Source organism: Actinomadura rugatobispora (genome assembly GCF_055379765.1).
Genome location: NZ_AP029191.1, coordinates 8,437,109 through 8,462,753 on the forward strand (window position 1 = coordinate 8,437,109; position 25,645 = coordinate 8,462,753).

23 protein-coding genes and 1 pseudogene are annotated in these 25,645 nt (G+C 73.4%); 18 read left to right on the plus strand and 6 right to left on the minus strand.

The features are described from left to right. Nucleotides 1-153: 153 nt before the first annotated feature. Both xerD and ACZ466_RS37865 read left to right on the plus strand, forming a co-directional pair. Nucleotides 154-1,080: a site-specific tyrosine recombinase XerD gene (xerD, locus tag ACZ466_RS37860; protein ID WP_378281864.1), complete on the plus strand. Its 927-nt coding sequence runs from the start codon at nucleotides 154-156 to the stop codon at nucleotides 1,078-1,080. A gap of 180 nt (nucleotides 1,081-1,260) precedes the next feature. Further along, nucleotides 1,261-2,136, plus strand: a complete 876-nt coding sequence (locus ACZ466_RS37865; protein ID WP_378281865.1) for a ParA family protein — start codon at nucleotides 1,261-1,263, stop codon at nucleotides 2,134-2,136. A gap of 293 nt (nucleotides 2,137-2,429) precedes the next feature. Here the strand turns inward: ACZ466_RS37865 and ACZ466_RS37870 are convergent, their stop codons facing one another. Continuing rightward, nucleotides 2,430-3,620 carry a serine/threonine-protein kinase gene (locus ACZ466_RS37870; protein WP_378281732.1) on the minus strand — a complete coding sequence of 397 codons (1,191 nt, stop codon included), beginning with the start codon at nucleotides 3,618-3,620 and terminating at the stop codon, nucleotides 2,430-2,432. Between the two features lie 168 nt (nucleotides 3,621-3,788). Between ACZ466_RS37870 and ACZ466_RS37875 the strand changes: the two genes are divergently transcribed. The 8 genes from ACZ466_RS37875 (at nucleotide 3,789) to ACZ466_RS37910 (ending at nucleotide 10,202) form a co-directional block, all read left to right on the plus strand. Then, nucleotides 3,789-4,679: a segregation and condensation protein A gene (locus ACZ466_RS37875; RefSeq protein ID WP_378281733.1), complete on the plus strand. Its 891-nt coding sequence runs from the start codon at nucleotides 3,789-3,791 to the stop codon at nucleotides 4,677-4,679. After that, on the plus strand, nucleotides 4,672-5,241 hold the full coding sequence (scpB, locus tag ACZ466_RS37880) for an SMC-Scp complex subunit ScpB (protein WP_378281734.1): 570 nt from the start codon (nucleotides 4,672-4,674) through the stop codon (nucleotides 5,239-5,241). Before ACZ466_RS37875 ends, scpB begins: the two co-directional genes overlap by 8 nt. Before the next feature lie 93 nt (nucleotides 5,242-5,334). Beyond that, entirely contained in the window at nucleotides 5,335-6,066 is a 732-nt protein-coding gene (locus ACZ466_RS37885; RefSeq protein ID WP_378281735.1) for a pseudouridine synthase, read from the plus strand. A gap of 41 nt (nucleotides 6,067-6,107) precedes the next feature. Continuing rightward, a complete protein-coding gene (gene aroH, locus ACZ466_RS37890) occupies nucleotides 6,108-6,470 on the plus strand; it encodes a chorismate mutase (protein ID WP_378281736.1) in 363 nt (120 codons plus the stop codon). A gap of 50 nt (nucleotides 6,471-6,520) precedes the next feature. Further along, entirely contained in the window at nucleotides 6,521-7,624 is a 1,104-nt protein-coding gene (locus ACZ466_RS37895; protein WP_378281737.1) for a prephenate dehydrogenase, read from the plus strand. A gap of 127 nt (nucleotides 7,625-7,751) precedes the next feature. Then, the gene (cmk, locus tag ACZ466_RS37900; protein WP_378281738.1) at nucleotides 7,752-8,417 is read left to right on the plus strand and encodes a (d)CMP kinase; all 666 of its coding nucleotides are present in this window, start codon (nucleotides 7,752-7,754) and stop codon (nucleotides 8,415-8,417) included. A 9-nt stretch (nucleotides 8,418-8,426) separates the two neighbouring features. After that, a complete protein-coding gene (der, locus tag ACZ466_RS37905; RefSeq protein ID WP_378281866.1) occupies nucleotides 8,427-9,830 on the plus strand; it encodes a ribosome biogenesis GTPase Der in 1,404 nt (467 codons plus the stop codon). Between the two features lie 162 nt (nucleotides 9,831-9,992). Then, nucleotides 9,993-10,202, plus strand: coding sequence for a hypothetical protein (locus tag ACZ466_RS37910; protein WP_378281739.1), 210 nt, complete (start codon nucleotides 9,993-9,995; stop codon nucleotides 10,200-10,202). Between the two features lie 40 nt (nucleotides 10,203-10,242). Here the strand turns inward: ACZ466_RS37910 and ACZ466_RS37915 are convergent, their stop codons facing one another. Beyond that, a complete protein-coding gene (locus tag ACZ466_RS37915) occupies nucleotides 10,243-10,917 on the minus strand; it encodes a hypothetical protein (protein WP_378281740.1) in 675 nt (224 codons plus the stop codon). Between the two features lie 124 nt (nucleotides 10,918-11,041). Here ACZ466_RS37915 and ACZ466_RS37920 point away from each other — a divergent pair, with 124 nt between their 5' ends. The 5 genes from ACZ466_RS37920 to ACZ466_RS37940 all read left to right on the plus strand — a co-directional run bounded on the left by ACZ466_RS37920 (nucleotide 11,042) and on the right by ACZ466_RS37940 (nucleotide 16,676). Next, complete coding sequence (locus ACZ466_RS37920; protein WP_378281741.1) at nucleotides 11,042-12,202, plus strand: nucleoside 2-deoxyribosyltransferase domain-containing protein; 1,161 nt, start codon at nucleotides 11,042-11,044, stop codon at nucleotides 12,200-12,202. 77 nt (nucleotides 12,203-12,279) lie between these two features. Further along, entirely contained in the window at nucleotides 12,280-12,675 is a 396-nt protein-coding gene (locus ACZ466_RS37925; protein ID WP_378281742.1) for a TOBE domain-containing protein, read from the plus strand. Between the two features lie 180 nt (nucleotides 12,676-12,855). Next, nucleotides 12,856-13,611 (plus strand): ABC transporter permease, encoded by a 756-nt coding sequence (locus tag ACZ466_RS37930; RefSeq protein ID WP_378281867.1) that lies wholly within the window; start codon nucleotides 12,856-12,858, stop codon nucleotides 13,609-13,611. Next, entirely contained in the window at nucleotides 13,608-14,660 is a 1,053-nt protein-coding gene (locus ACZ466_RS37935; protein ID WP_378281743.1) for an ABC transporter ATP-binding protein, read from the plus strand. The genes ACZ466_RS37930 and ACZ466_RS37935 overlap by 4 nt, the downstream gene beginning before the upstream one ends. Nucleotides 14,661-14,843: 183 nt before the next feature. Then, on the plus strand, nucleotides 14,844-16,676 hold the full coding sequence (locus tag ACZ466_RS37940; protein ID WP_378281744.1) for a phosphoenolpyruvate carboxykinase (GTP): 1,833 nt from the start codon (nucleotides 14,844-14,846) through the stop codon (nucleotides 16,674-16,676). 69 nt (nucleotides 16,677-16,745) lie between these two features. On the opposite strand, the gene ACZ466_RS37945 is transcribed toward ACZ466_RS37940, so the two are convergent. Continuing rightward, nucleotides 16,746-17,609: a GNAT family N-acetyltransferase gene (locus ACZ466_RS37945; protein WP_378281745.1), complete on the minus strand. Its 864-nt coding sequence runs from the start codon at nucleotides 17,607-17,609 to the stop codon at nucleotides 16,746-16,748. Nucleotides 17,610-17,769: 160 nt separating this feature from the next. Here ACZ466_RS37945 and ACZ466_RS37950 point away from each other — a divergent pair, with 160 nt between their 5' ends. Both ACZ466_RS37950 and soxR read left to right on the plus strand, forming a co-directional pair. Beyond that, nucleotides 17,770-18,372: an HdeD family acid-resistance protein gene (locus ACZ466_RS37950; protein WP_378281746.1), complete on the plus strand. Its 603-nt coding sequence runs from the start codon at nucleotides 17,770-17,772 to the stop codon at nucleotides 18,370-18,372. 80 nt (nucleotides 18,373-18,452) lie between these two features. Further along, nucleotides 18,453-18,923, plus strand: a pseudogene (gene soxR / locus ACZ466_RS37955) (redox-sensitive transcriptional activator SoxR); the annotation flags it as partial. 143 nt (nucleotides 18,924-19,066) lie between these two features. On the opposite strand, the gene ACZ466_RS37960 reads toward soxR, so the two are convergent. Together ACZ466_RS37960 and ACZ466_RS37965 are read right to left on the minus strand one after the other, a co-directional pair. Continuing rightward, nucleotides 19,067-21,490 carry a glycoside hydrolase family 65 protein gene (locus ACZ466_RS37960; RefSeq protein WP_378281747.1) on the minus strand — a complete coding sequence of 808 codons (2,424 nt, stop codon included), beginning with the start codon at nucleotides 21,488-21,490 and terminating at the stop codon, nucleotides 19,067-19,069. Further along, a complete protein-coding gene (locus ACZ466_RS37965) occupies nucleotides 21,487-22,257 on the minus strand; it encodes a beta-phosphoglucomutase family hydrolase (protein WP_378281748.1) in 771 nt (256 codons plus the stop codon). The genes ACZ466_RS37960 and ACZ466_RS37965 overlap by 4 nt, the downstream gene beginning before the upstream one ends. Nucleotides 22,258-22,413: 156 nt before the next feature. On the opposite strand from ACZ466_RS37965, the gene gndA reads away from it, so the two are divergent. Next, on the plus strand, nucleotides 22,414-23,859 hold the full coding sequence (gene gndA / locus ACZ466_RS37970; RefSeq protein ID WP_378281749.1) for an NADP-dependent phosphogluconate dehydrogenase: 1,446 nt from the start codon (nucleotides 22,414-22,416) through the stop codon (nucleotides 23,857-23,859). A 22-nt stretch (nucleotides 23,860-23,881) separates the two neighbouring features. Here gndA and ACZ466_RS37975 read toward each other — a convergent pair whose 3' ends face one another. Continuing rightward, entirely contained in the window at nucleotides 23,882-25,591 is a 1,710-nt protein-coding gene (locus ACZ466_RS37975) for a hypothetical protein (protein WP_378281750.1), read from the minus strand. Between the last annotated feature and the right edge of the window lie 54 nt (nucleotides 25,592-25,645).

Consider the following 25,645-nt stretch of genomic DNA (forward strand, 5'->3'; position numbering starts at 1 on the left):
TGGCGCGTTCCCGCGCGGCCGGAGGGGGCATGATGGGCACGTCCCACTCGGCCACCCCGCCCGGAAGAGGTGCCGCAACTGTCACCGAGCACGACCGGCCGGAGCGGCGCGCGGCCCGGAACCGACGGCCAGACCCCCGACGACGCCACCCCCCTGGGCTCGGCCGTGCGCACCTACCTCGGGCATCTCGCGGTGGAGCGCGGCCTGGCCGCCAACACCCTCAGCTCCTACCGCCGTGACCTGCGCCGCTACCTGGCCGTCCTGACCGGCCGCGGCCGCACCGCGATCGACCAGGTCACCGAGGACGACGTGCGCGAGTTCCTGGCCGGGCTGCGGGAGGGCGACGCCGACCACCCGCCGCTGTCGGCCGGGTCGGCGGCCCGCGCCGTGGTGGCCGTGCGCGGCCTGCACCGCTTCGCGCTGCGCGAGGGCCTGACCGGCACCGACCCCGCCCGCGACGTCAAGCCCCCGACCCCGCCGCGCCGGCTGCCCAAGGCCATCTCCCTCGCCGACGTCGAGCGGCTGCTGGCGGCCGCGGGAGGCGGCGCCGACGGCGACGCCGAGGCGGCCAGGGCGCTGCGCGACCGCGCCCTGCTGGAGCTGCTGTACGGCTCGGGCGCCCGCATCTCCGAGGCCGTCGGCCTGGACGTCGACGACCTCGACCTCGGCGAGGGCTTCGCGCGCGTCGCCGGCAAGGGCGGCAAGGCCCGCGTCGTCCCGATCGGCGACTACGCCCGCCGCGCCGTGGAGGCCTACCTCGTGCGGGCCCGCCCAGAACTGGCGCGGGCCGGGCGGGGCGGGCCGGCGCTGTTCCTCAACGCCCGCGGCGGGCGGCTGTCGCGGCAGGGGGCCTGGATGGTGCTGCGCGCCGCCGCCGAACGCGCCCGCCTGTCGGACGTCTCGCCGCACACGCTGCGCCACTCCTTCGCCACGCACCTGCTCGACGGCGGGGCCGACGTGCGCGTCGTCCAGGAATTGCTCGGACACGCCTCGGTGACGACCACACAGGTCTACACTCTGGTGACGGTGCAGCTGCTGCGCGAGGTCTACGCCACCTCCCACCCGCGCGCGCGGAGCTGACACCTGGCCGGTGACCTGCTGGGGCGCCCGTCGACAAATCGCGACCAACGGCGCGCGTCGGCTTGTGACAGGTGATGTCAAGCCCTAGAGTCCCCGGTGCTGGATGGCATTTTCGGGCCACCGGGGAGGGATCTGGTGACGAGCACGCAGGCTTCAGGGGGGGTCCTCTCCTCCGCCACCATCGAAACCGATCCGAGCCGCGCCCTCGGGCCGACTCAGCGTCCCGTGCCCGCGTTCCCCGACCCGGAACCGCTGGCCGAGCACGGCCCCGCGCGGATCGTGGCGATCTGCAACCAGAAGGGCGGGGTCGGCAAGACCACCACCACGATCAACCTGGGCGCCGCGCTCGCCGAGTACGGCCGCCGGGTGCTGCTGGTCGACTTCGACCCGCAGGGCGCGCTGTCGGTCGGGCTGGGCAAGGGCGACCCGCGGCAGCTCGACATGACGATCCACAACCTCCTGCTGGAGTCGGACACCGACTGGGAGGACGTCGTCATCGACACCGGCGTCGACGGCATGGACCTGCTGCCCAGCAACATCGACCTGTCGGGCGCGGAGGTCCAGCTCGTCCACGAGGTGGGCCGGGAGTACATCCTGGCGCACTCGCTGAAGTCGGCGGTCCCGCACTACGACTACATCCTCATCGACTGCCAGCCGTCGCTGGGCCTGCTCACGGTGAACGCGCTGGCCGCCAGCGAGGGCGTGCTGATCCCGCTGGAGTGCGAGTACTTCGCGATGCGCGGGGTCGCGCTGCTGATGGAGACCATCGACAAGGTGCAGGGGCGGATCAACCCCGAGCTGGTCATCGATGGCGTCCTCGGCACGATGTACGACTCGCGCACCCTGCACACCCGCGAGGTGCTGGGACGCATCGTGGAGGCGTTCGGCGAGAAGGTCTTCCACACCGTGATCAACCGCACCGTCCGGTTCCCCGACGCGACCGTCGCCGGCGAGCCGATCACCTACTTCGACCCCAACTCCATGGGCGCCAACGCCTACCGCGGCCTGGCCCGCGAGGTCCTCCAGCGCTGGCGCGCGATGGAGGAGGAGGACTGACCGGCCCCGCACGAGCCGGTCGGCGCCGGATCAGACGTCCAGCGAGGGGACGTCCAGCCACAGCATGGCGGACTCCCGGTGTCGCCCGCGCAGGGACTCCTGCACGGAACGGCGCCGCTCGTGGCGAAGATGCCGCACCGGTTCACGGCCGTCGAGGATCTGCGCGGTCCGGGCGAGGGTCGTCGCGCGCAGGAAGGTGTCGGTGATGCCGGCCGCCAGCCGTTCGGCGCGGTCGGGAGCCTGGCGGGCCAGTTCGGGGACGACCCGGCTCAGCGCCGAATCGCGCCGGCCCGTCAGCCCGTCAGCCCGTCGGCCAGCCGCGCCGCCCGCTCCGGATGCGCCTGCCGCATGCCGATCGCGGCCTCGGCGAGGGCACCGGGATGGCCTCGCGCGATGGAGCGGGCGATCGCCTCTGCCCGGTCGGGGAACGCCGGCGCGATGCCCTCGGCGAGATTGGCGAGGGCCGTGTGGCGGGAGAACGGCAGCAGGATGAGCCGTGCTGTGCGGCGCGTCCGCTTGATCAATGCCTTCGCGTGTTCCGGGTGGTTCGCGGCCATGGCGGAGGCGACCTGCCCGGTCAGCCGGAAGTCGCGGTCGGGGCGAGGGCGGGAGGTGAGCAACCGCTCGGCCAGGCCGGGACGGGCCGGCGCCAGGTCCATGATCAGCTGCGAGGAGAGGTCCTTGAGTCTGTCCTCGGGGAGGATGCCGATGATCCTGCTCGCGCGGGCCGGGTCCGTCGCGGCGTACCTCTCGGCTATCAAGATCAGGCTGACGGTGGAACAGCGCGCGAAGAACCTGTGGGCCTTCCCCCCCCTGTGAGAATGAGAAGCAGTGAGCGTGCGATCCGCTCCGCCTTGCCGGGGTGCGAGTCGAGGGCTCGTCGAGTACCAGCGTGCGGTCTCGCCCGGGTGACGGGGTGCGGCGCCGTCGCCGCGGCACTGCTCGGGCGACATGTACACGGGAGTGCCGAAGACCTGCCCCTTCGCCGTGAGGACGGACGCGGCGTCGGCGGCGCGGGCGATCCCGAAGTCGCAGATCTTGACCTCGCCGCCGCTGGTGAGGAACAGGTTGGCCGGTTTCAGGTCGCGGTGCACGACGCCTCCGGCGTGCGCGGCGGCCAGCGCCTCGGCTGCGCGGCGGGCCAGGGACGCGGCGCGCCGGACGGGCAGCCCGCCCGGCGACCCGGCCACCACGGCGGCCAGGTCGCGGCCCTCCAGCAGCTCCATGACGATGAACAGCAGGTCCTCGTCCTGGCCGATGTCGTGCACGGCGGTGATCCCGGGATGCCGCAGCCGCGCGCCGAGGGTGGCCTCCCGCCGGAACCGCGCCGCCGGCTCCCCGTCGGCCCGCACTCCCATCATGAGCTTGACGGCGACCGGGCGCTCCAGGGCCCGGTCGTGGCCGCGCCACACCTCGCCCATCCCGCCCCGGCCCAGCCGCTCCTCCAGCCGGTACCGGCCGTGCAGCTCGAACCCAGCGCGCATGGGGTCTCCGGGGCCTGCGGGGGGATGTGATCGACAAGTTTGACACGCCGGGGGCCGTCCGGGTTCGCGTGGCGCGGGTGCTCGCGCGCACGTGGGAGCATGGTTCTTTCGGCGGGACGGTCGGCGGGAAGGGGAGGACACCGGGTGGGCTCGGCTACCGTGAGCGACGTGGACGGAACGTCCGGAACGTCGGGGGCGGCCGGGACGGAACCGGAGCCGGAGCAGGGAGCCGAGGGGGCGCGCGGCTTCCAGGTCCACCTGGACAACTTCGAGGGCCCGTTCGACCTGCTGCTGGGGCTGATCTCCAAGCACAAGCTGGACATCACCGAGGTCTCGCTGCACAAGGTCACCGACGACTTCATCGCCCACATCCGCTCCCACGGCAAGGAGTGGGACCTGGACCAGGCCAGCCACTTCCTGCTGGTCGCCGCGACCCTCCTCGACCTCAAGGCGGCGCGGCTGCTGCCGTCCGGGGAGGTCGACGACGAGGAGGACCTGGCCCTGCTGGAGGCCCGCGACCTGCTGTTCGCCCGGCTGCTGCAGTACCGGGCGTACAAGGAGGTCGCGCGGGTCTTCGCCGGGAAGATCGCCGACCAGGGGCGCCGGTTCCCGCGGATGGTGCCGATGGAGCCGCGGTTCGCCGGCCTGCTGCCCGAGGTGCTGCTGGGCCTGGGGCCCGACCAGTTCGCCCGGCTGGCCGCCAGGGCGCTCACCCCCAAGGCGCCGCCGTCGGTGTCGGTCGAGCACATCTACCAGGCGCAGACCACCGTCAAGGAGCAGGCGGCCATCGTCATCGAGCGGATGCGTGCGCTGCGCCAGACCACCTTCCGGGTGCTCACCGACGACTGCGACGGCACGTTCGAGATCGTGGCCCGGTTCCTGGCGCTGCTGGAGCTGTACCGCGAGCTGGCGGTGGCGTTCGAGCAGCCCGAGCCGCTGGGCGAGCTGCACATCACCTGGACGGGCAGCGAGGAGGGCGACATCAAGGTCGGCGACGACTACGAGGGCGCCCGCCCCGCCGAGGACGGCGACGGGAAGAAGGACGAGGGCGATGACTGACGGACCGGGCGACGAGGACCTGCCGGGGCTGCGGGCGTCGGTCGAGGCGATCCTCCTGGTGGTGGACGAGCCGGTCGCCGAGATCACCCTCGCCCAGCTGCTGGAGCGCCCCACCCACGAGATCACCGCCGTGCTGCGCGAGCTGTCGGCGGAATACACCGAACAGGGCCGCGGGTTCGACCTCAGGGAGGTCGCCGGCGGCTGGCGGTACTACACCCGGGACGTGTGCGCCCCGGTCGTGGAGCGCTTCGTCACCGACGGCCAGCAGGCCCGCCTCACCCAGGCGGCGCTGGAGACGCTGGCGGTGGTGGCCTACCGGCAGCCGGTGAGCCGCGCCCGCGTCTCGGCGATCCGCGGCGTCAACAGCGACGGGGTGATCCGCACCCTGACGCTGCGCGGCCTGATCGAGGACGCCGGCCAGGACCCCGAGACGCAGGCGCACCTCTATCGCACCACCGGGTACTTCCTGGAGCGGCTCGGCCTGCGCGACCTGGACGAGCTGCCCGAGCTGGCCCCCTACCTGCCCGACGACCTGCCAGAAGAGATCATCGAGGACAAGTGAACGAAGAGACGAGCCGCCAGGCGAGGAACGGAGTGAACCGGTGAGCACAGCACCCCGGCTCATTCGGTCCCGAGCCGTCAGGCGAGGGGCCGAATGAACGAGAACGAGGGTGTGCGCCTGCAGAAGGTTCTGGCCGAGGCCGGGATCGGCAGCCGCCGCCACTGCGAGGAACTGATCGGCGAGGGCCGGGTCACCGTGAACGGCAAGGAGGTGTTCCGGTTCGGCGAGCGCGTCGACCCCCGCCGGGACGTCATCCATGTCGACGGCCGCCGGGTCGAGACCCGCGCCGAGATGCGCTACTACGCGATCAACAAGCCGCGCGGCGTGGTGAGCACGATGGCCGACGAGCGGGGCCGCAAGTCCCTGGCCGACTACGTGGAGGTGCCCGAGCGGCTGTTCCACGTCGGCCGGCTCGACACCGACACCGAGGGCCTGATCCTGCTGACCAACGACGGGGAGCTGTCGCACCGGCTGACCCACCCCAGCTACGGCGTGCAGAAGACCTACCTGGCCGAGATCCACGGGCCGATCCCGCGCGATCTGGGCAAGCGGCTGAGGGCCGGGGTGCGGCTGGAGGACGGCCCCGCCAAGGCCGACAAGTTCCGGATCTTCGACCAGGTCGGCAGGCGGGTGCTGGTGGAGATCACCCTGCACGAGGGGCGCAAGCACATCGTGCGGCGAATGCTGAAGGAGGTCGGGTTCCCCGTCCAGCAGCTGGCCCGCATAGATTTCGGGCCGATCAAGCTGGGCCAGCTGAAGCCCGGCACGATGCGGGCGCTGACCGTGACCGAGATCGGCGAACTGTACAAGGCGGTCGGCCTGTAGCCGAGCGGCGCGAGACTGGCGAGACGGGAAGGGACGAACACGTGGCGGTACGCGCGGTCCGGGGGGCGACGCAGGTCGACGCCGACGACCGGGAGCAGATCCTGGAGGCCACGACGGAGCTGGTCAGCGAGGTGATGGGCCGCAACGGGCTCACCACCGACGAGGTGATCAGCGTGCTGTTCACGGCGACGCCGGACCTGGTGGCGGAGTTTCCGGCGCTGGCCGCGCGCAAGCTGGGCTTCCACGAGGTGCCGCTGCTGTGCGCGTCGGAGATCGCGGTGCCGCACGCGCTGCCGCGGGTGATCCGGCTGATGGCGCACATCGAGACCGACCGGCCGCGGTCGGAGATCCAGCACGTGTACCTGCGGGGCGCGACCGCGCTGCGCCTGGACATCGCCCAGTAGCCCGGCGCGAAGCGGCCGGAGGAGCCCCGAAGCGTCGCTAGGCTTGTGGGGTGGTTGAAGAGGGCATTCCAGGGCGTGTCGTCATCGTCGGGACAGGGCTGATCGGGACGTCGATCGCCCTGGCGATGCGCGAGCGCGGCGCCGAGGTTCTGCTGACCGACCGCGACGAGGTCTCGCTGCGGATGGCGGTCGAGCTCGGCGCGGGCGAGGCGCTCCCCGGCGGCGCCTCGGGGGAGCCGGGCGGGGGCCCGGCCGACCTGGCGGTGCTGGCGGTGCCGCCCGCCGCCGTCGCGGTCACCTTGCTGGACGCCCAGAAGCGCGGCCTGGCCTCGGTCTACACCGACGTGGCCAGCGTCAAGGCGCTGCCGCTGCGGCAGGCCGCCGAGCTGGGCTGCGACCTGACCTCCTACGTCGCGGGCCATCCGCTGGCCGGCCGGGAGCGCTCCGGGCCCGCCGCGGCCCGCGCCGACCTGTTCCTCGGCCGGCCCTGGGCGCTGTGCCCGACGGAGGAGTCCGCGCCGGGGGCCGTCGAGGCCGTCACCGCGCTGGCGCGCGCGTGCGGCGGCGAGCCGGTGGTGGTCGACGCCGCCGAGCACGACGGCGCCGTCGCCCTGGTCTCGCACGCGCCGCACGTGGTGTCGGCCGCGGTCGCCGCCCGCCTCACCGGCGCCGGCGACGTGGCGCTCGGCCTGGCCGGGCAGGGCGTGCGGGACGTCACCCGGATCGCCGCCAGCGACCCCCGGCTGTGGATCGGCATCCTGTCGGCCAACGCCGAGCCGGTCGCCGACGTGCTGGAGGCGGTCGCCACCGATCTGGCCGTGGCGGCCTCGCTGCTGCGCGACGGCAGCGAGGGGGCCGCCGGGCACGTGGCCGACCTGCTGCTGCGCGGCAACGCGGGCCGCTCCAGGATCCCCGGCAAGCACGGCGGCGAGCCGTCGTCCTACGCCGTGGTCCAGGTGGTCATCCCCGACCGCCCCGGCGAGCTGGCGATGATCTTCCAGGCGGCGGGGATCGCCGGGGTCAACATCGAGGACGTCACCATCGAGCACTCGCCCGGCCGCCCGCTGGGCGTGCTGGAGATCTCGGTGCGGCCCGAGGCCGCCGAGCGCCTGGCCGAGGAGCTGCGGGCGCGCGGCTGGTCGGTCCCCGGCTGACCTCCCGTCCCGGAGGCGGCTCGCGCCGGGCGGCCGAGGTCCTCCCGGAGAGCCGGTAGCCTGGCACGTCGGCCGCACCGCCTGGAGCACCACCGCACCGCGTCTCGCCGCGAAGAAAGGGAGCATCGTGCCGCTCGTCATCGCCATGGACGGCCCCTCCGGGTCGGGCAAGTCCAGCGCGTCCAAGGGCGTGGCCCGCGCGCTCGGCCTGCGCTACCTCGACACCGGCGCGATGTACCGCGCGATGACCTGGTGGATGCTGCGCGAGGGCGTCCCGGTCGACGACCCCGCCGCGGTCGCGGCCCGCGCCGCCGAGCCGGTGATCGAGTCCGGCACCGACCCCGACGGCCCCGCCATCACGGTGGACGGCGCCGACGTGTCCGCGCCCATCCGCACCCGCGAGGTGACCAACGCGGTCAGCGCGGTCAGCTCCGTCCCCGCCGTCCGTGAGCGCCTGGTCGCGCTGCAGCGCGAGATCATCGGGGCCGGCGGGATCGTGGTGGAGGGCCGCGACATCGGCACCGTGGTGGCCCCGGACGCGGCCGTCAAGGTGTACCTGACGGCCAGCGAGGAGGTCCGCGCCGCGCGCCGGGCCAAGGAGCTGGCCGCCGACCCGGCCGCGTCGGTGACCGTGACACGGGCCGAGCAGGCCCGCCGCGACCGGCTGGACTCCACCCGGACCGCGTCCCCGCTGGCCAAGGCCGGCGGCGCGGTCGAGATCGACTCGTCCGGGCTGGGCCTGGACGAGGTCATCGAGGCGGTCCTCCGCCTCGCCAGAGCGATGAGCGACTGAGTGGCACACGTGAGCGAGTACGAGATCGAGACCCTCCCCGAGGACGCCGGCGAGGCCGGGGACTCCGGCGCATGGGCCGCCGACGAGGCGCCCGCGCCCGTGGTGGCGGTCGTGGGCCGTCCCAACGTCGGGAAGTCGACCCTGGTCAACCGGGTCATCGGGCGCCGCGAGGCGGTCGTCGAGGACGTGCCGGGGGTGACCCGCGACCGGGTCGCCTACGACGCCACCTGGAGCGGCCGCCGCTTCACCGTGGTCGACACCGGCGGCTGGCTGCCCGACTCCTCCGGCCTGGCCGCCGCGATCGCCGAGCAGGCCCGGCTGGCGGTCGACCTGGCCGACGTGGTGATGTTCGTGGTCGACGCGACCGTGGGCGCCACCGACGTGGACGAGGCCGTGGTGGAGATCCTGCGCCGGTCCGGCAAGCCGGTGGTGCTGGTCGCCAACAAGGTCGACGACGTGGGCGCCGAGTCCGACGCGGCGATCCTGTGGTCGCTGGGCATCGGCGAGCCGCACCCGGTCAGCGCCCTGCACGGGCGCGGCAGCGGCGACCTGCTGGACGCGGTGCTGGAGGCGCTGCCCGAGGAGGCCCCCGCCGAGACGTTCGGCGAGACCGGCGGGCCGCGCCGGGTGGCGCTGCTGGGCCGTCCCAACGTCGGCAAGTCCAGCCTGCTCAACAAGCTCGCGGGGGAGAACCGGGCGGTCGTGGACGCGGTCGCCGGCACCACCCGCGACCCGGTCGACGAGCTGATCGAGCTGGGCGGCAAGACCTGGCGGTTCATCGACACCGCCGGGATCCGCCGCCGGCACCGCGAGAACCAGGGCGCCGACTTCTACGCCACGCTGCGCACCCGGTCGGCGCTGGAGCGCGCCGAGGTCGCCGTGGTGCTGGTCGACACCACCGAGCCGCTGGCCGAGCAGGACCTGCGGATCGTCTCGATGGTGATCGAGTCGGGCCGCTCGCTGGTGATCGCCTACAACAAGTGGGACCTGCTGGACGAGGAGCGCCGCCACTACCTGGAGCGCGAGATCGACCGGCAGCTGCACAACGCGCGCTGGGCGCCGCGGGTCAACATCTCCGCCCGCACCGGACGGCACATGGACAAGTTCGTCCCGGCGATCGAGACGGCGCTGGAGGGCTGGGGCACCCGGGTGCCGACCTCCAAGCTCAACCAGTTCTTCGCCGACCTGGTGAACGCGCATCCGCACCCGGTCCGGGGCGGCAAGCAGCCCAAGATCCTGTTCGCCACGCAGGCGGGCGTGCGCCCGCCGCGCTTCGTGCTGTTCACCTCCGGGTTCCTGGAGGAGGGCTACCGGCGGTTCATCGAACGGCGGCTGCGGGAGGAGTTCGGGTTCGAGGGCACCCCGCTGGACATCGCGATGAAGATCCGCGAGAAGCGCTCCAAGCGCAAGTAGCGGCGATCGTTTCCGGCCCGCCCGGTCGCCGGGGGGTGTGGGGGGTCGTCCCCCCACATGGCACTTTCGTGGGCGGGCCGGGTCGTGTCACCATGCAGTCAGGCGGAAGCGATGTAACCTATCGCTTACTTGGCGGAGTGCGCCGCACCGGATGCTCGAGGGGTGCCTGTGAAGCTGCTGCTGCTCATGTCGGTCGCGCTGGGCTGCGTGGCGCTCAGCTTCGCCTGGAAGGAGCCGTGGATCGGCGGCGTCGGCCTGCTGGTGGCCTTCGTGGCCATGTTCACCGACCGCGACGACGTCCGGCTCGACGACGAGAAGCGCGACTACGAGACCAGCGCCTCCGTCCGCAACATGCGCGGCAGGAACCGCTGACCCCCTCGGCTCCGGGCCTCTGGCCTCAGGGCCCCCGGCCTTAGGCCCGCGGCCCGGGATCTCCCGCCACGCGCTGGTCGGGGGCGTGCGGCGGCCCCGGCGGCTCGTCCTGCGGCGGCCGCGCGTAGCGGCCGAACGCCGGGGCCAGCGGCTGCGTGGTGCCGCTGGAGCCGGAGTAGCGCGAGGTGACGTTGGAGCTCCTCGGGGCGTCGTAGGGCTCCTCGTGGCCGTCGTCCCCGTAGCCGCCGTAGTCCTCCGCGTCCCGCGCGCCGGCGACCGCGAAGCGTCCCAGCGCCAGCGCGGCCAGGAACACCGCGACCACGCCCAGCGCGGAGAAGCCCGACAGGTCCTCGGCCAGCCGCCGCCCTTCCTCGGTGCCCAGCGGCGCGCCGACGCCCTGCACGTCCCACAGCGCCGCGACGGGGCGCCCGACCACGAACCAGGCGCCGCCCAGCGCGGCCAGCAGGGCGCCCGTCATCGCCAGGACGCGCCCGGCGGCGACCAGCACCACCAGCCCGCCCAGCCCGACGGCGATCGCCGGGGCCACGCTCAGTTGCAACCGCTCGGTGGTGTAGAACCACGTCCTGTCGGGGGCGAAACCGAAATCGGCGTACGGACCGGCGAAGGGGAGGAGCCCGCCCCACAGTCCGAGCAGCACCAGCAGCGCTCCGCACAGGGCGCCGCGGCTGCGCGGCACCCGCCTTGTCCCAGTCATCGCTTCTCTCCTTAGACCGGGCGGAATGTTTGTTGGAAGGCCCTTTACCCCAAGGGGATCGGTCCAAGCCGCGACGGCCGCCGGCGGCCCGGCGCGGGCGGCCCGAACACAGGAAGGTACGGCCATGGCCCAGGAAACGATCACCGTGTACGCGCGCGAGGAGCCGCCGGACCGCTGGGACGCGGCGATCTTCCTGGCCGGTCCCACGCCGCGCTCGCCCGAGGTGCCGTCCTGGCGCCCCGCCGCCCTCGCCGAGCTGCGCGCACGCTGGCGCGGCGGCGGGCGGCTGGTGGTGTTCGACCCCGAGGACCGGCACGGTATCCAGGACGACTACACCGGCCAGGTCGACTGGGAGGAGCGCTGCCTGCACCTCGCCGACGAGGTGCTCTTCTACGTGCCGCGCGACCTGGACACCATGCCCGCGTTCACCACCAACGTCGAATGGGGGATGTGGCACGACAGCGGGCGCGCGGTGTTCGGCGCCCCGCCCGGCGCCCCCAAGAACCGCTACCTGCTGCACTACGCCGAGAAGCACGGCGTGCCCACCGCCACCGACCTCCCCGGCACGGTGGCCGCCGCCCTGGACAGGATCGGCGCGGGCGCGCCCCGCTCCGGGGGCGAGTGCGCGGTGCCGCTGGCGCTGTGGCGCACCGGCCCCTTCCAGCGCTGGTACGGGGCGCAGCGCGCGGCGGGCAACGTCCTGCTCGGGGCCCGCGTCGCCTGGCGGTTCGGCGACCAGTGGGGGCTGCGCGTCCGGGTGCGCGTCACCGCCGAGGACCGGGTCAAGGACGGCGAGCTGGTGGTCTTCCGGCCCGACACGAGCGTCGTCGTCCTCTACCGGCCGGGGCCCACGCTCGACGAGACGACGGTCGTGCTGGTCCGCGAGTTCCGCGGGCCGGGCGCCACCGCCGACGGCTTCGTGCACGAGCCGCCCGGCGGGTCCGGCCCGGCCGGGACGGACGACCCGCCGGCCGTGGCGCTGGCGGAGCTGGCCGAGGAGACCGGCCTGGAGCTCCCGCCCGGCCGCCTGCGCGCGTACGGGGACCGCCAGGTCAACGCGGCCATGTCGGCGCACCGCGCGCACGTGTTCGGGGCCGAGGTCACCGAGGCCGAGCTGGCCGAGCTGCGGTCGGCCGAGCCGCAAGGCGCGGCGGCCGAGGGCGAGCGGACGGCCGTGGAGATCGCCACGTTCGGGGAGATCCGCCGGAGGCGCCTGGTCGACTGGGCGTCCCTCGGGATGATCGCCGGGGTGATCGAGCCGGGGAACGGCGCCGGGCCGGGCTGACCGGCGAGGCGGCATCGCATCTCCGGGTGATATCCAGGGACCGACCTGGTAAGTGCGAGGGGTAGGGTGTGCCCGTGATGACCGAGACGACCTTCCGGATCAGCGAGGCCGCCGCGCTGCTCGGGGTCAGCGCCGACACCGTCCGGCGCTGGGTGGACGGCGGGCGGCTGGCCGCGTCCCGCGACGAGCACGGCCACCGGCTGGTGCCCGCCGCCGAGCTGGCCGCCTTCGTCCGCGCCGAGGCCGGCCAGGCCGAGCTGGCCTCCTCCTCGGCCCGCAACCGGATGCGCGGCATCGTCACCGACGTCCGGCGGGACGGGGTGATGGCCCAGGTGGAGATCCAGGCCGGGCCGTTCCGGCTGGTGTCGCTGATGAGCCGGGAGGCCGCCGACGAGCTCGGGCTGGCGCCCGGGGTGGTGGCCGACGCCGTGGTGAAGTCCACGAACGTCGTGGTCGAGCTGGCCGGGCAGTGAACGGAGGGCGCGTGCCCGCCGGGCCGGGCCGGGTGATGGTCGCGGCGGCGGCGTGAGGCCATGCGCCGTACGGTGACCGCCTCCACCCCGCCCGCCCCGCCGGACGCGCCCGCGCGGCTCAGGAAGGCCAAGAAGGCCAAGGCGGGGGAGGGGCATCCGGGGCGGCCGCCGTGGATCCTGATGGTCCCGGCGCTGATCGCGCTGGCCTTCCTCGTGCTGCCCCTGGGCGGGCTGCTGTTCCGGGCCCCCTGGTCCACGCTGGGCACGCGGCTGGGCGAGCCGCAGGTGCTGGAGGCGCTGCGGCTGTCGCTGGTCAGCGCCACGCTCGCGACCGGGCTGTGCCTGCTGTTCGGGGTGCCGCTGGCCTGGATGCTGGCGCGGGTGCCGTTCCCGGGCGCCCGGCTGGTGCGGGCGCTGGTCACCGTGCCGCTGGTGCTGCCCCCGGTCGTGGGCGGCGTGGCGCTGCTGCTGGTGCTGGGACGGCGCGGGGTCGTGGGCCAGTGGCTGGACTCGGCGTTCGGGATCACGCTGCCGTTCACCACCGCGGGCGTGGTGCTGGCCGAGACGTTCGTGGCGATGCCGTTCCTGGTGATCAGCGTGGAGGGCGCGCTGCGCGCCGCCGACCTGCGGTACGAGGAGGCCGCCGCCACGCTCGGCGCCACCCGCTGGACGGTCTTCCGGCGGGTCACGCTGCCGCTGGTGGCGCCGGGCATCGCGGCCGGGGCGGTGCTGTGCTGGGCGCGGGCGCTGGGGGAGTTCGGGGCCACGATCACGTTCGCGGGCAACTTCCCGGGGCGCACGCAGACCATGCCGCTGGCCGTCTACCTCGCCCTGGAGACCGATCCGCAGGCCGCGATCGTGCTGAGCCTGGTGCTGCTGGTGGTGTCGGTGCTGGTCCTGGCCGCGCTCCGGGACCGGTGGGTGAACACGGCGTGAGCGGGCGGCGGGGGCTGGAGGCGCGGCTGCTGGTACGGCGCGGGCCGTTCGAGCTCGATGTGGAGCTGGAGGCCGAGCCCGGTGAGGTCGTGGCGCTGCTCGGGCCCAACGGGGCGGGCAAGAGCACCGCGCTGCGGGCCCTGGCGGGGCTCACCCCGATGGCCGCCGGGCACATCCGCGTGGACGGTGACGCCGTCCACGCGCTGCCGCCCGAGCGGCGGGGGATCGGCATGGTCTTCCAGGACTATCTGCTCTTCCCGCATCTGAGCGCCGTGGAGAACGTCGCGTTCGGGCTCCGCTGCCAGGGGACGGGGCGGCGCGAGGCGCGCCGCAGGGCCGCCGAGTGGCTGGAACGGGTCGGCCTGGCCGACTACGCCTCGTCCCGTCCCAGGACGCTGTCGGGCGGGCAGGCGCAGCGGGTGGCCCTGGCGCGCGCTCTGGCCGTGGAACCGAGCCTGCTGCTGCTGGACGAGCCGCTGTCGGCCCTGGACGCGCATACGCGGCTGGAGATCCGGGCCGCGGTGCGCCGCCATCTGGCCGGTTTCGAGGGCGCGGCCGTGCTCGTCACCCACGACCCGCTGGACGCGATGGTGCTCGCCGACCGGCTGGTCGTGGTGGAGGGCGGCCGGGTGGTGCAGCAGGGCGAGCCCGCCGAAGTGGCGCGGCGTCCCAGGACCGACTACGTGGCACGCCTGGTCGGGCTGAACCTCTATCGCGGGCACGCGTCCGGTGGTACTGTCACGCTCCAGGACGGTGCCCACCAACTGGATACGATCGACAAGCTCGACGGCGAGGTTTTCCTTGCCTTCGCGCCATCGTCGGTGGCGATCCACCGTTCCATGCCGGAGGGCAGCCCGCGCAATCTGTGGCCCGCCCGGGTCGGCGCCATCGAGCGCCACGGCGATCGGGTCCGGATCCGGTTGGACGGCCCGCCGCTGCCGGCCGCCGCCGACGTGACGCCCGGCGCCGTCGCCGAACTCCAATTGACCGAAGGCAGCCGGGTTTGGGCCGCCGTGAAGGCCACCGAAACCCACGTTTACCCGGCGTGAACTCCGCCAGGCGGAACCGGTGCCCGCGGCCCTCCGACCCCGGACAAGACGGGCCAGGTGATATCAGTCACATAAACGGACCGCAACCCCCAAAAGCTGCCGCGATTGGTCCAGACCAAATGGCAAAGACGTTCGCTTTTGTTCATGATGCAAAGATCCTGCGAACAGCTGAAGGAGTTGCCCGTGTCCAACCAGGTCACCGCGTCGTCGGCAGCGGCCCTCGACGAGGCCCCAACCAGTCACACAGCGCTGATCGACTGGGTCCGCGGGATCGCCGAGCTGACCCAGCCCGACCGGATCGAATGGTGCGACGGCTCGGAATCGGAATGGGAGCGCCTCACCGGGCTCCTCGTGGAGCAGGGCACGTTCAAGCGGCTGAACCCGGAGAAACGGCCCAACAGCTTCTACGCGGCCTCCGACCCCAGTGACGTCGCCCGAGTAGAGGACCGCACCTACATCTGCTCGGAAAAGGAGGCCGACGCCGGCCCCACCAACAACTGGATCGCGCCCGCCGAGATGCGGGCCACCTTCGGCGAGCTCTTCAAGGGCTGCATGAAGGGCCGCACCATGTACGTGGTGCCGTTCTGCATGGGCCCGCTGGGCGGCAACATCTCCCAGCTCGGCGTTGAGATCACCGACTCCGCCTACGTCGCGGTGTCGATGAAGGTCATGACCCGGATGGGAACCGAGGCGCTGCGCCTGATCGAGGAGCGCGGCGGCTTCGTCAAGGCCGTCCACTCCGTCGGCGCCCCGCTGGAGCCGGGACAGCAGGACGTGCCGTGGCCGTGCAACTCCACCAAGTACATCTCGCACTTCCCCGAGACCCGGGAGATCTGGTCCTACGGGTCCGGCTACGGCGGCAACGCCCTGCTCGGCAAGAAGTGCTACGCGCTGCGGATCGCCTCGACCATGGCCCGGGATGAGGGCTGGATGGCCGAGCACATGCTGATCCTCAAGCTCACCCCGCCGACCGGTGAGACCCGGTACGTGGCCGCCGCGTTCCCGTCCGCCTGCGGCAAGACCAACCTGGCCATGCTCCAGCCGACCATCCCCGGCTGGAAGGTCGAGACGGTCGGCGACGACATCGCCTGGATGCGGTTCGGCGAGGACGGCCGGCTCTACGCGATCAACCCCGAGGCCGGGTTCTTCGGCGTCGCCCCCGGCACCGGCGAGGGCACCAACGCCAACGCGGTCAAGACCCTGTGGGGCAACAGCGTCTTCACCAACGTCGCGCTCACCGACGACGGCGACGTGTGGTGGGAGGGCCTGACCGACGAGCCGCCCGCGCACCTGACCGACTGGAAGGGCAACGACTGGACGCCGGAGTCGACGACCCCGGCCGCCCACCCCAACGCCCGCTTCACCACCCCGGCCGGGCAGTGCCCGATCATCGCCGACGAGTGGGAGGACCCCAAGGGCGTCCCGATCTCGGCGATCCTGTTCGGCGGCCGCCGGGCCAGCGCGGTCCCGCTGGTCACCGAGTCCTTCGACTGGCAGCAGGGCGTGTTCCTCGGGGCCAACGTGGCCTCGGAGAAGACCGCCGCGGCCGAGGGCAAGGTCGGCGAGCTGCGCCGCGACCCGTTCGCGATGCTGCCGTTCTGCGGCTACAACATGGGCGACTACTTCGGCCACTGGCTGAAGATCGGCCGCTCCACCGACGCCGAGAAGCTGCCGCGGATCTACTACGTCAACTGGTTCCGCAAGAACGCCGACGGCACGTTCATCTGGCCCGGCTTCGGCGAGAACAGCCGCGTCCTGAAGTGGATCGTGGAGCGCCTCAACGGCCAGGCCGACGCCGTCAAGACCCCGATCGGCCACCTGCCCACCAAGGCGGCCCTGGACACCGAGGGCCTGGAGATCGCCGACGCCGACCTCGACACCCTGCTGACGGTCGACACCGAGGTCTGGAGGCAGGAGGCCGCGCTGGTCCCCGAGCACTTCGAGACCTTCGGCGACCACCTGCCCAAGGAGCTGTGGGACGAGTACAACGCCCTGGTGAACCGGCTGGGCCACTGACCCACCGGTAGATCCCGGCACAGAGAGCGGGCCGCGCCGGCGACGGCGCGGCCCGCTCTTTCCCTTCCGTCAGCGGACGAAGGTCACGTTCCGCGCCGAGCGCCGGAAACCCACCGACCGGTACGTCGCCCGCGCCGAGGGGTAGGCGTCGTCTCCCCGCGCCGCGACCCGCGCCGTCTCCGCGCCCAGCTCCCGCGCGGTGCGCAGAGCCGCGAGGACGGCCGCGCTCGCCAGCCCGCGCCGCCGGTGCCCCGGATCGGTTCCCACCGGCTCCAGCACCGCCTCGCGGTTGTGCTCGTCCAGCCACACCAGGCAGAACGCGGCGGGGGAGCCGTCGGGCGCCTCCACCAGCCAGTCCAGGTCGGCCCGGTACGGCCACACGCCCATCATCCGCTCGTAGGCGGCGCTGGTGACCATGGACGGCGCGCCGGGCAGGGAGAACGCCGCCCGGTGCACCGCCGCCCTGGCCATCGCGTCGCCCGTGCCCCGCACGTGCCGCAGCGCGTACCCTTCGGGCACCTCCGGCTCGGGCAGCCCGTCGAGGTCGCGGCGCAGGTGGATGAAGAACGGGCCTTCGGTCACCTCGCGGTAGCCGTGCCGGCGCAGCGTCTCGATGAGGCCGGTCTCGGCGTCCAGCACGGTGATCGCCCGGGAGTCGCTCCCGGCGACCTCGTCGAACCAGCGCAGGATCTCGTCGGCCAGGTCGGGGTGGGCGGGGTCGAGGTGCAGGTCGAGTTCGCCGGGCCGGGCGAGCCACGCCCACGCCGCGGTCTCGCCGCCGCGCTCCCACAGGGCGGTGGGCCAGGCGCACTCGCCGTGCTGGTGGCGGTACCAGACGAGCTCGCCGATGTGCCAGCGGCCGCTCCGCGGCTCCAGCCGCCGGGTGAGCTCCTGCATGGCGCGCAGATCGGAGGGTCCGGAGAAGGGGCGCATTCGCGTGATCGTAGCCGGGCTTTGCCTGGAGTCGACCCGAATTTTGGCTCGCTGAGGGAACGGGTGCTTTCCGTACGGGCAGTCATTCGGGAAAGGCGTGCTCAAAGACGTTCATTCCGGGCGTTCGACCCGGGGGCCGCCACGGAGAGGGAGGCCTGACGTGTTCGATCTGATCACCCGGCACTGGTGGGTGCTGGCGGTACGCGGCGGGTTCGCGGTCCTGTTCGGCCTCGCCGCGCTGTTCTGGCCGGGGATCACGGTGCTGGCGCTGGTGATCCTGTTCGGCCTGTACGCGCTGGTGGACGGCATCATCGCGCTGGTCGGCGCGATCCGCGGCGGATTCGGGGGGTCCCGGACCTGGGCCGCGGTCATCGGGGTGGCCGGGATCGTGCTGGGCCTGGTGGCGCTGATCTGGCCGGCCATCACCGCGTTCGCGCTGCTCATGCTGATCGCGGTCTGGGCGGTCGTGGTCGGGGTGTTCGAGATCATCTCGGCCGTCGCGCTGCGCCGCGAGATCGAGGGTGAGTGGTTCTACATCGCGGCCGGCGCGCTCTCGGTGCTGTTCGGCGTGCTGCTGTTCGCCTGGCCGGTCTCCGGGGCGCTGGCGCTGGTCTGGCTGATCGGCGCGTTCGCCATCGTGGTCGGCGCGATCATGATCGGCGCCGCGTTCCGGCTGCGCAAGGCGGGCAAGGAGGCCGAGCGGCGGGCGGAGCGGCCCGCGGGCGGGATGGGCGCCGGCGGCGCCACTCCCACGCCGGGCTGACCCCGGCCCGCGCCCCGCGCCCCGCCGCGCTCGGCGGCGCAAACCTCAACTCTTGTTGAGGATGACCTACGATGGGGCCCATGACGCGCTTGGAGCACAGGGTGCACGAGCTGACCGTGGGCCAGCTCGCCGAACGCAGCGGGGTCGCGGTCTCCGCGCTGCACTTCTACGAGTCCAAGGGGCTGATCAGCAGCCGCCGCACGCCCGGCAACCAGCGGCGCTTCCCCCGTGACACGCTGCGCCGGGTCTCGTTCATCAAGATCTCGCAGCGGGTCGGGATCCCGCTGAGCGACATCAGGGACGCCCTCGGCACCCTGCCCGAGGGCCGCACCCCCACGGCCGACGACTGGGCGCGGCTGTCGGAGACCTGGCGCGCCGATCTCGACTCCCGCATCGCCCAGCTGGAACGGCTCCGCGACGACCTCACCGACTGCATCGGCTGCGGCTGCCTGTCCCTGAAGACGTGCGCGCTGGCCAACCCGTACGACCGGCTCGGCGACAACGGCCCCGGCCCCCGCCGCCTCATGGTCGAGTGCGAGCCCGAGACCGGGGCCGTCCGCACCACCGCCGCCGGCGGCGCGGACGTCTGCGACCCCTGCGCGCCGTCCGGCGCGACCCCGCCCGTGGCCGTCCGGCCCGTGGACGTCCCCTCCGGGGACGCCTCCTGCGGCACCGTCCCCGGTGGGTGAGGGCGTCAGCCCAGGCCGTCGGCGGCGAGCGACTGCTCCGGCACCTCCCGCAGATGAGGGTCGGTGCGGCGCGGCATCGGCTCCCGGCCGGGCGGCTGCGCCGGCCGGGGCAGGCCGGGCATCGGCTCGATCCGCAGCTCGGCCGGCTCGTCCCCCAGGGTGAACTCCTCCCCGTGGTGGCGCAGCTTGAGGCCGGGCCCCTCCAGCAGCTCGTAGATCGCGTGCTCCGCCCGCACCGTGACCCGCACCCGGCTGCCCCGGTAGCGCATCCGGAACGCCATGCGGCTGATCCCGCCCGGCAGCCGCGGCGCGAACGACAGGCACCCGTCGGACGCCCGCATCCCGCCGAAGCCCGCGACCAGCCCGCTCCACGCCCCCGCCATCGAGGCGATGTGCAGCCCGTCGCGGGTGTTGCGGGCCAGGTCGTGCAGGTCCATCAGCGCCGTCTCGCCCAGGTAGTCGTGGGCCAGGTCCAGATGCCCCACCTCCGCGGCCATCACGGCCTGGCTCTGCGCCGACAGTGAGGAGTCCCGCACCGTCAGGCCCTCGTAGTACTCGAAGTTGCGCCGCTTCTGCTCGTCGGTGAACGCCTCCCCGCACATGTGCATCGCCAGCACCAGGTCCGCCTGCTTGATCACCTGCTTGCGGTACAGGTCGAAGTACGGGTAGTTCAGCAGCAGCGGGTAGTGGTCGGGCTTGGTCCCCTGGAAGTCCCACTTGGCGTGGTTGGTGAAGCCCTCGCTCTGCGGGTGCACCCCGAGCCGCTCGTCGTAGGGGAGCAGCATCGCCGCCGCCGCGTTCCGCCAGGACGCGGCCTCGTCCGTGCTCACCCCGTACCGCTCGGCCAGGTCGGGATGGCGCATCGCCATCGCCGCCGCCGCCTGCATGTTCCGGCGCGCCATCAGGTTGGTGTAGACGTTGTTGTCCACGACCGCGCTGTACTCGTCGGGCCCGGTCACGCCGTCGATGCGGAAGACGCCCTCCACGTCGTGGTGGCCCAGGTCGCGCCACAGCCGCGCCGTCTCCACCAGCAGCGGCAGCCCGACCTCGCGCTCGAACCGCTCGTCCTCGGTCGCGTCCACGTACCGCACCACCGCGTCGGCGATGTCGGCGTTGATGTGGAACGCCGCCGTCCCGGCCGGCCAGTACCCCGAGCACTCCTGGCCCCGGATCGTCCGCCACGGGAAGGTGGCGCCCGCCAGCCCCAGCTGGTGGGCCCGCTCGTGCGCCAGCGGCAGCGTCATGTGCCGCCAGGCCAGCGCGTCCGCCGCCGACGACGGGTGGGTGTAGGTCAGCACCGGCAGCACGAACGTCTCGGTGTCCCAGAACGTGTGCCCGTCGTACCCCGGCCCGGTCAGCCCCTTGGCCGGGATCATCCGCCGCTCCGCGCGGGCCCCCGCCTGCAGGATGTGGAAGAGCCCGAAGCGGACCGCCTGCTGGATCTCGGCGTCCCCGTCGATCTCGATGTCGGCGCCGCGCCAGAACTCGTTCAGGTACTCGCGCTGCTGCTTGAGCAGCCCGTCCCAGCCGGTGTGCCGGGCCGCCGCCAGCGCCGCCACCACCTGGTCGTGCAGCGCCGGCCGGGACCGCTGGGACGACCAGCCGTAGGCGATGTACTTCACGATCCGCAGCTTCTGCCCCGGCTGCAGCTCCGTCGCCACCGTCATCCGGCCCACGTCGGGGGAGCTCTCGGCGTCCACCTCCATCCGGCCCGGACCCTCGATCTCGTGCGACATCCCCGCGGCCATCCGCAGCCCGCTCTTGCGGGTGGCGTGCACCAGGATGACCTTGGTGCCGTTGTGCACGTGCTCCTCGCTGACCAGCGGGGACTCCAGCGCGGCCGCCACCCGCGGATCGTCGCCCAGATCGGGCAGCTGCTCGTTGGCCACCAGCTCCGACTGGGCCACCAGCCGCAGCGGCTCGTCCACCGGCTCGACCTCGTAGCAGATCGCCGCGATCGCGCGCTGGGTCAGCGACACCATCCGGGTGGAGGTGATCCGCACCCGGTCCTCGGCGGGGGAGGTCCACTCCACCTCGCGGGTCAGCGTCCCCGCCCGCAGGTCCAGGATCCGCTCGTGGCGGTGCAGCCGCCCGTAGCGGACGTCGAACGGCTCGTCGTCCACCAGCAGCCTGATCAGCTTGCCGTTGGTGACGTTGATGACGGTCTGCCCCTGCTCGGGGTAGCCGTACCCGGCCTCCGCGTATGGCAGCGGACGCTGCTCGTAGAAGGAGTTGAGGTAGGTGCCCGGCAACCCGTGGGGCTCGCCCTCGTCCAGGTTGCCCCGCATCCCCACATGCCCGTTGGACAGGGCGAACACCGACTCGCCCTGCGCCAGGCGGTCCAGCCGCAGCTCCGGCTCGCGCACGCACCACGGCTCCACCGCGTACACCGGCCGGTCGGAGGCGCCCCGCACGTCCCGCTCGGTCACCGATCCCCCTTCAGTACCTCGTCGCCCTGCAGCAACTCCGACAGGTCGTCCACCACCACGTCCGCGCCGTGCTCGGCCAGCGCCCGGGCGTGCTCGCCGTCGACCCGGTTGACGCCCACCACGTACGCGAACGCGCCCGCCCGGCCCGCCTCCACGCCCGCCAGCGCGTCCTCGAAGACGACCGCGCGGGACGGCTCGCAGCCGACCTCCCGGGCCCCCTCGACGAACGTGTCGGGCGCCGGCTTGCCCGGCAGGCCGCGCTCGGCGGCCACCACCCCGTCGACGCGGGCGTCGAACAGGTCGGCGATCCCCACCACGTGCAGCACCTGGACGGTGTTCGCGCTGGAGGACACCACGGCGGTCTTCAGCCCCGCCGCCCGCGCCCGCCGCACGTACTCGATCGAGTCGTCGAAGGTCTCCACGCCCTTTTCCTCGATCAGCTTCAGGACCAGCGCGTTCTTGCGCGAGCCCAGCCCCCGCACGGTCTCGGACTCGGGCGGGTCCTCGGGGGAGCCCTCCGGGAGGGTGATGCCCCGCGACTCCAGGAACGAGCGCGTGCCGTCCTCCCGCCGCTTGCCGTCCACGTACCGGCTGTAGTCCTTGGCGGAGTCGAAGGGCACGAACGGCTCGCCCGTCCGCTCCGCCCGCTCCCGCAGGAACTCGTCGAACATCTCCTTCCAGGCCGCCGCGTGCACGGCGGCGGTACGGGTCAGCACCCCGTCCAGATCGAACAGGCAGGCCTCGACGCCCTCCGGCAGTCCCAGCATCGCTCCCCTCTCGGCGCTGTGCGTGAGATCTCAACCATGGATGCCGTTCCCGCGCGGAACAAGGACATGCGGCTCCGAGTCGCCCGAACGCGGCCGTGTTCTCCCTCGTACCAAGGGGTAGGGCGCGAGATGAGCGAGATGGGCAGGAGAGAGCCAATGGGGAACGCGGAAAAGGGCGGGGCGCGGATCGGCGTCACGGGACTGGCGGTCATGGGACGGAACCTGGCCCGCAACCTGGCGCGGCACGGCCATCCCGTGGCGGTGCACAACCGCACCCCGGCGCGCACCAAGGCGCTGGTGGAGGAGTTCGGCCACGAGGGGACCTTCCTGCCGGCGCGGTCGCCCGAGGAGTTCACGGCCGCGCTGGAGCGCCCCCGCCGCCTGGTGATCATGGTGAAGGCGGGCGAGCCCACCGACGCGGTCATCGAGGAGTTCGCGCCGCTGCTGGAGCCCGGCGACATGATCGTCGACGGGGGCAACGCGCACTACGCCGACACCCGGCGCCGCGAGGCCGCGCTGCGCGAGCGCGGGCTGCACTTCGTCGGCACCGGCATCTCCGGCGGTGAGGAGGGCGCGCTGCACGGCCCCAGCATCATGCCGGGCGGGTCGGCGGAGTCCTACGCGGCGCTCGGCCCGATGCTGGAGGACATCGCCGCCTCGGTCGGCGGCACGCCCTGCTGCGTGCACGTCGGCCCCGACGGCGCCGGGCACTTCGTGAAGATGGTGCACAACGGCATCGAGTACGCCGACATGCAGCTGATCGCCGAGTCCTACGACCTGCTGCGCCACGCCGCCGGACTGTCCCCGGCCGAGATCGCCGAGGTGTTCCGCACCTGGAACACCGGGCGGCTGGAGTCGTACCTGATCGAGATCACCGCCGAGGTGCTGGCGCACACCGACGCCGCCACCGGCGAGCCGTTCGTGGACGTGGTCCTGGACCAGGCCGAGCAGAAGGGCACCGGCCGCTGGACCGTGCAGACCGCCCTCGACCTGGGCGTCCCGGTCGGCGGGATCGCCGAGGCGGTGTTCGCCCGGTCGGTCTCCGGGCACGCCGACCTGCGGGAGGCCGCGCAGGGCCTGCCGGGCCCGGCCCGGTCCGCGCCCGCGGCCGCCGGCTCCGGCTTCGCCGACGCGGTCGAGAAGGCCCTGTACGCCTCCAAGATCGTCGCGTACGCGCAGGGCTTCCACCAGATCCAGGCGGGCAGCGCCGAGTACGGCTGGGACATCGACCGGGGCGCGATGGCCACGATCTGGCGCGGCGGCTGCATCATCCGCGCCCGGTTCCTGGACCGCATCCGCGCCGCGTACGAGGCCGACCCGGCGACCCCGACGCTCCTCACCGACGACCACTTCGCCGAGGCCCTCGGGGACGCCCAGGACGCCTGGCGCGACGTGGCCGCCACCGCCGCCCGTGCGGGCATCCCCGCGCCGGGGTTCGCCACGGCGCTGGCGTACTACGACTCGCTGCGGACGCGGCGCCTGCCCGCCGCCCTCACCCAGGGCCAGCGGGACTTCTTCGGCGCCCACACCTACCGCCGCACCGACCGCGAGGGCTCCTTCCACACCCTCTGGGGAGGTGACCGCACCGAGCGCCCGGCCTGAACCGGCGGAGCCGGCGGCGCCCTCAGGCGTCCTCGGGCTCCTCGGGGTCGAGCTCGATGTGGAACAGGTAGCCGACGACGTCCTCGACGATCAGCTCCCTCATCATGAGGTGCGAGTCGGCCACCGCGTCCAGGTACGCCTCGGTCATGGACTCCTCGCCGGGCTCGCCGCTCCCCAGCAGGGACAGGCTCCCCGGCAGCGCGTCCGCCCGCGCCAGATGCTCGCGCCATCCGCGGTCCGTCACGGCGAGCAGCACCCTGCGCTCCATCTCCCGGGCGAGCTCCGCGCCCAGCTCGCGCTCGCGGCGCCCGTACGCCTCGACCATGTCGGCCCGCAGGCGCTCCATGACCGCGCTCCGCCTGGGGGCGCGCACCAGCTCGTCCGCCGTCACCGAGATCGGGTAGGTGTCCCCGATGCGCGCCAGGACGTGCTCGACGTCGTCGCGGCCGAGCGACCTGGGCAGCCCATGGAGCAGCATCTCGAGGTACTCCCCGAACAGGCCGTCGACCGCGACGGGCTCCCCGCCCGGCATGATCGCGGCCCGCTCCGCCGCCCGCTCCGCGCGCTGCAGGTCCACCGCCATGCTCGCCGTGGCCTGCCGCTCGTAGCGGTCCATCTCGACGATCCAGCCGGACTCCTCGCCCTCCGGGCGCCGGGACGGGATCGGCACCACCGTCATGCCGTAGAGGCGCTGGAACACCTCCGACTGCTCGGCGGCACCGGCCGACGCGCCCGACAGCGTCCCGTACGCGCGCAGCAGCCCACCGCCGGTGATCCTGGCGAGCCTGACGTTCCCGGCGGGGTCGGGCTCCTCCGTCCCGAACTCCCGCGCCCGCAGGACGGCGGCCACCACCCCCAGCTCGACCGCGTCCTCGACCGGCCGCAGCTCGTCGACCCCCAGGAGGTCCTGGAGCCGGTCGACCCCCTGCGGCAGGAGGCGGACCGAGCGCGTCTCCCGGTGGACGGCGTAGTCGCCCGCGTCCAGGCTCAGCGACCCGGCGACCCCGGCCCAGGCGGTGCGCCGCTCGACCACGTCCTCGCCCGCCGGGCCGCTGATCAGGAACTCGGTGTCGCCCTGCAGGACGAACCGGTGCAGCGCGTCGTCCACGATCCCCGCGTCCAGGCCGCGCAGGACGAGCTCGTCCGGGGTCCACGCCAGCTCGTCCCGGAGCACGTCGTAGCCGATCTCGTCGGCGGACCCGTAGACGACGTCGGCCCTGTACACCGCGCGCCGCGCGTCCGTCTCCAGGTCGTGCCCGATCAGCCCGGCCTCGATGCCGAGCGCCCGGTAGACCGGGCCCATCCAGCGCGCCGCCTCCGCGGCCTGCCGGTCGTCCATCGTGATCACGTGCACGGCGCCGCCCTCCAGGGCGGCCAGGTAGGCCGGGAGCACGCAGGTCAGGGTCTTGCCCTCGCTGTCGCGCATGTCGGCGACCGCGCCCATGGCCATCGCCGCCCCGCCCATGATCTGCTCGTCGTGGTGGCGCAGCCCCAGCGTCCGCCGGGACGCCTCCCGCACCGCCGCGAACGCCTCGATCAGGAGGTCGAACGCATCCTCCCCGGCGGCGATCCGGGCCCGGAACCCGCCGGTGAGGGCGGCCAGCGCGGAGTCGGAGAGATCCACGAAGTCGGATTCGACCGAGGCGACCTCGTCGGCGATCTCCCGGCACCCGCGCAGCACCCGCCGGCCGGACAGCCGCCCCGTCAACCTGCCGACCGTCCCCGACGCCATGGCCCCGCCGCCCTCCGCCGCCCGTCCCTGCCCGAGATCATAATCGCCCGGGCG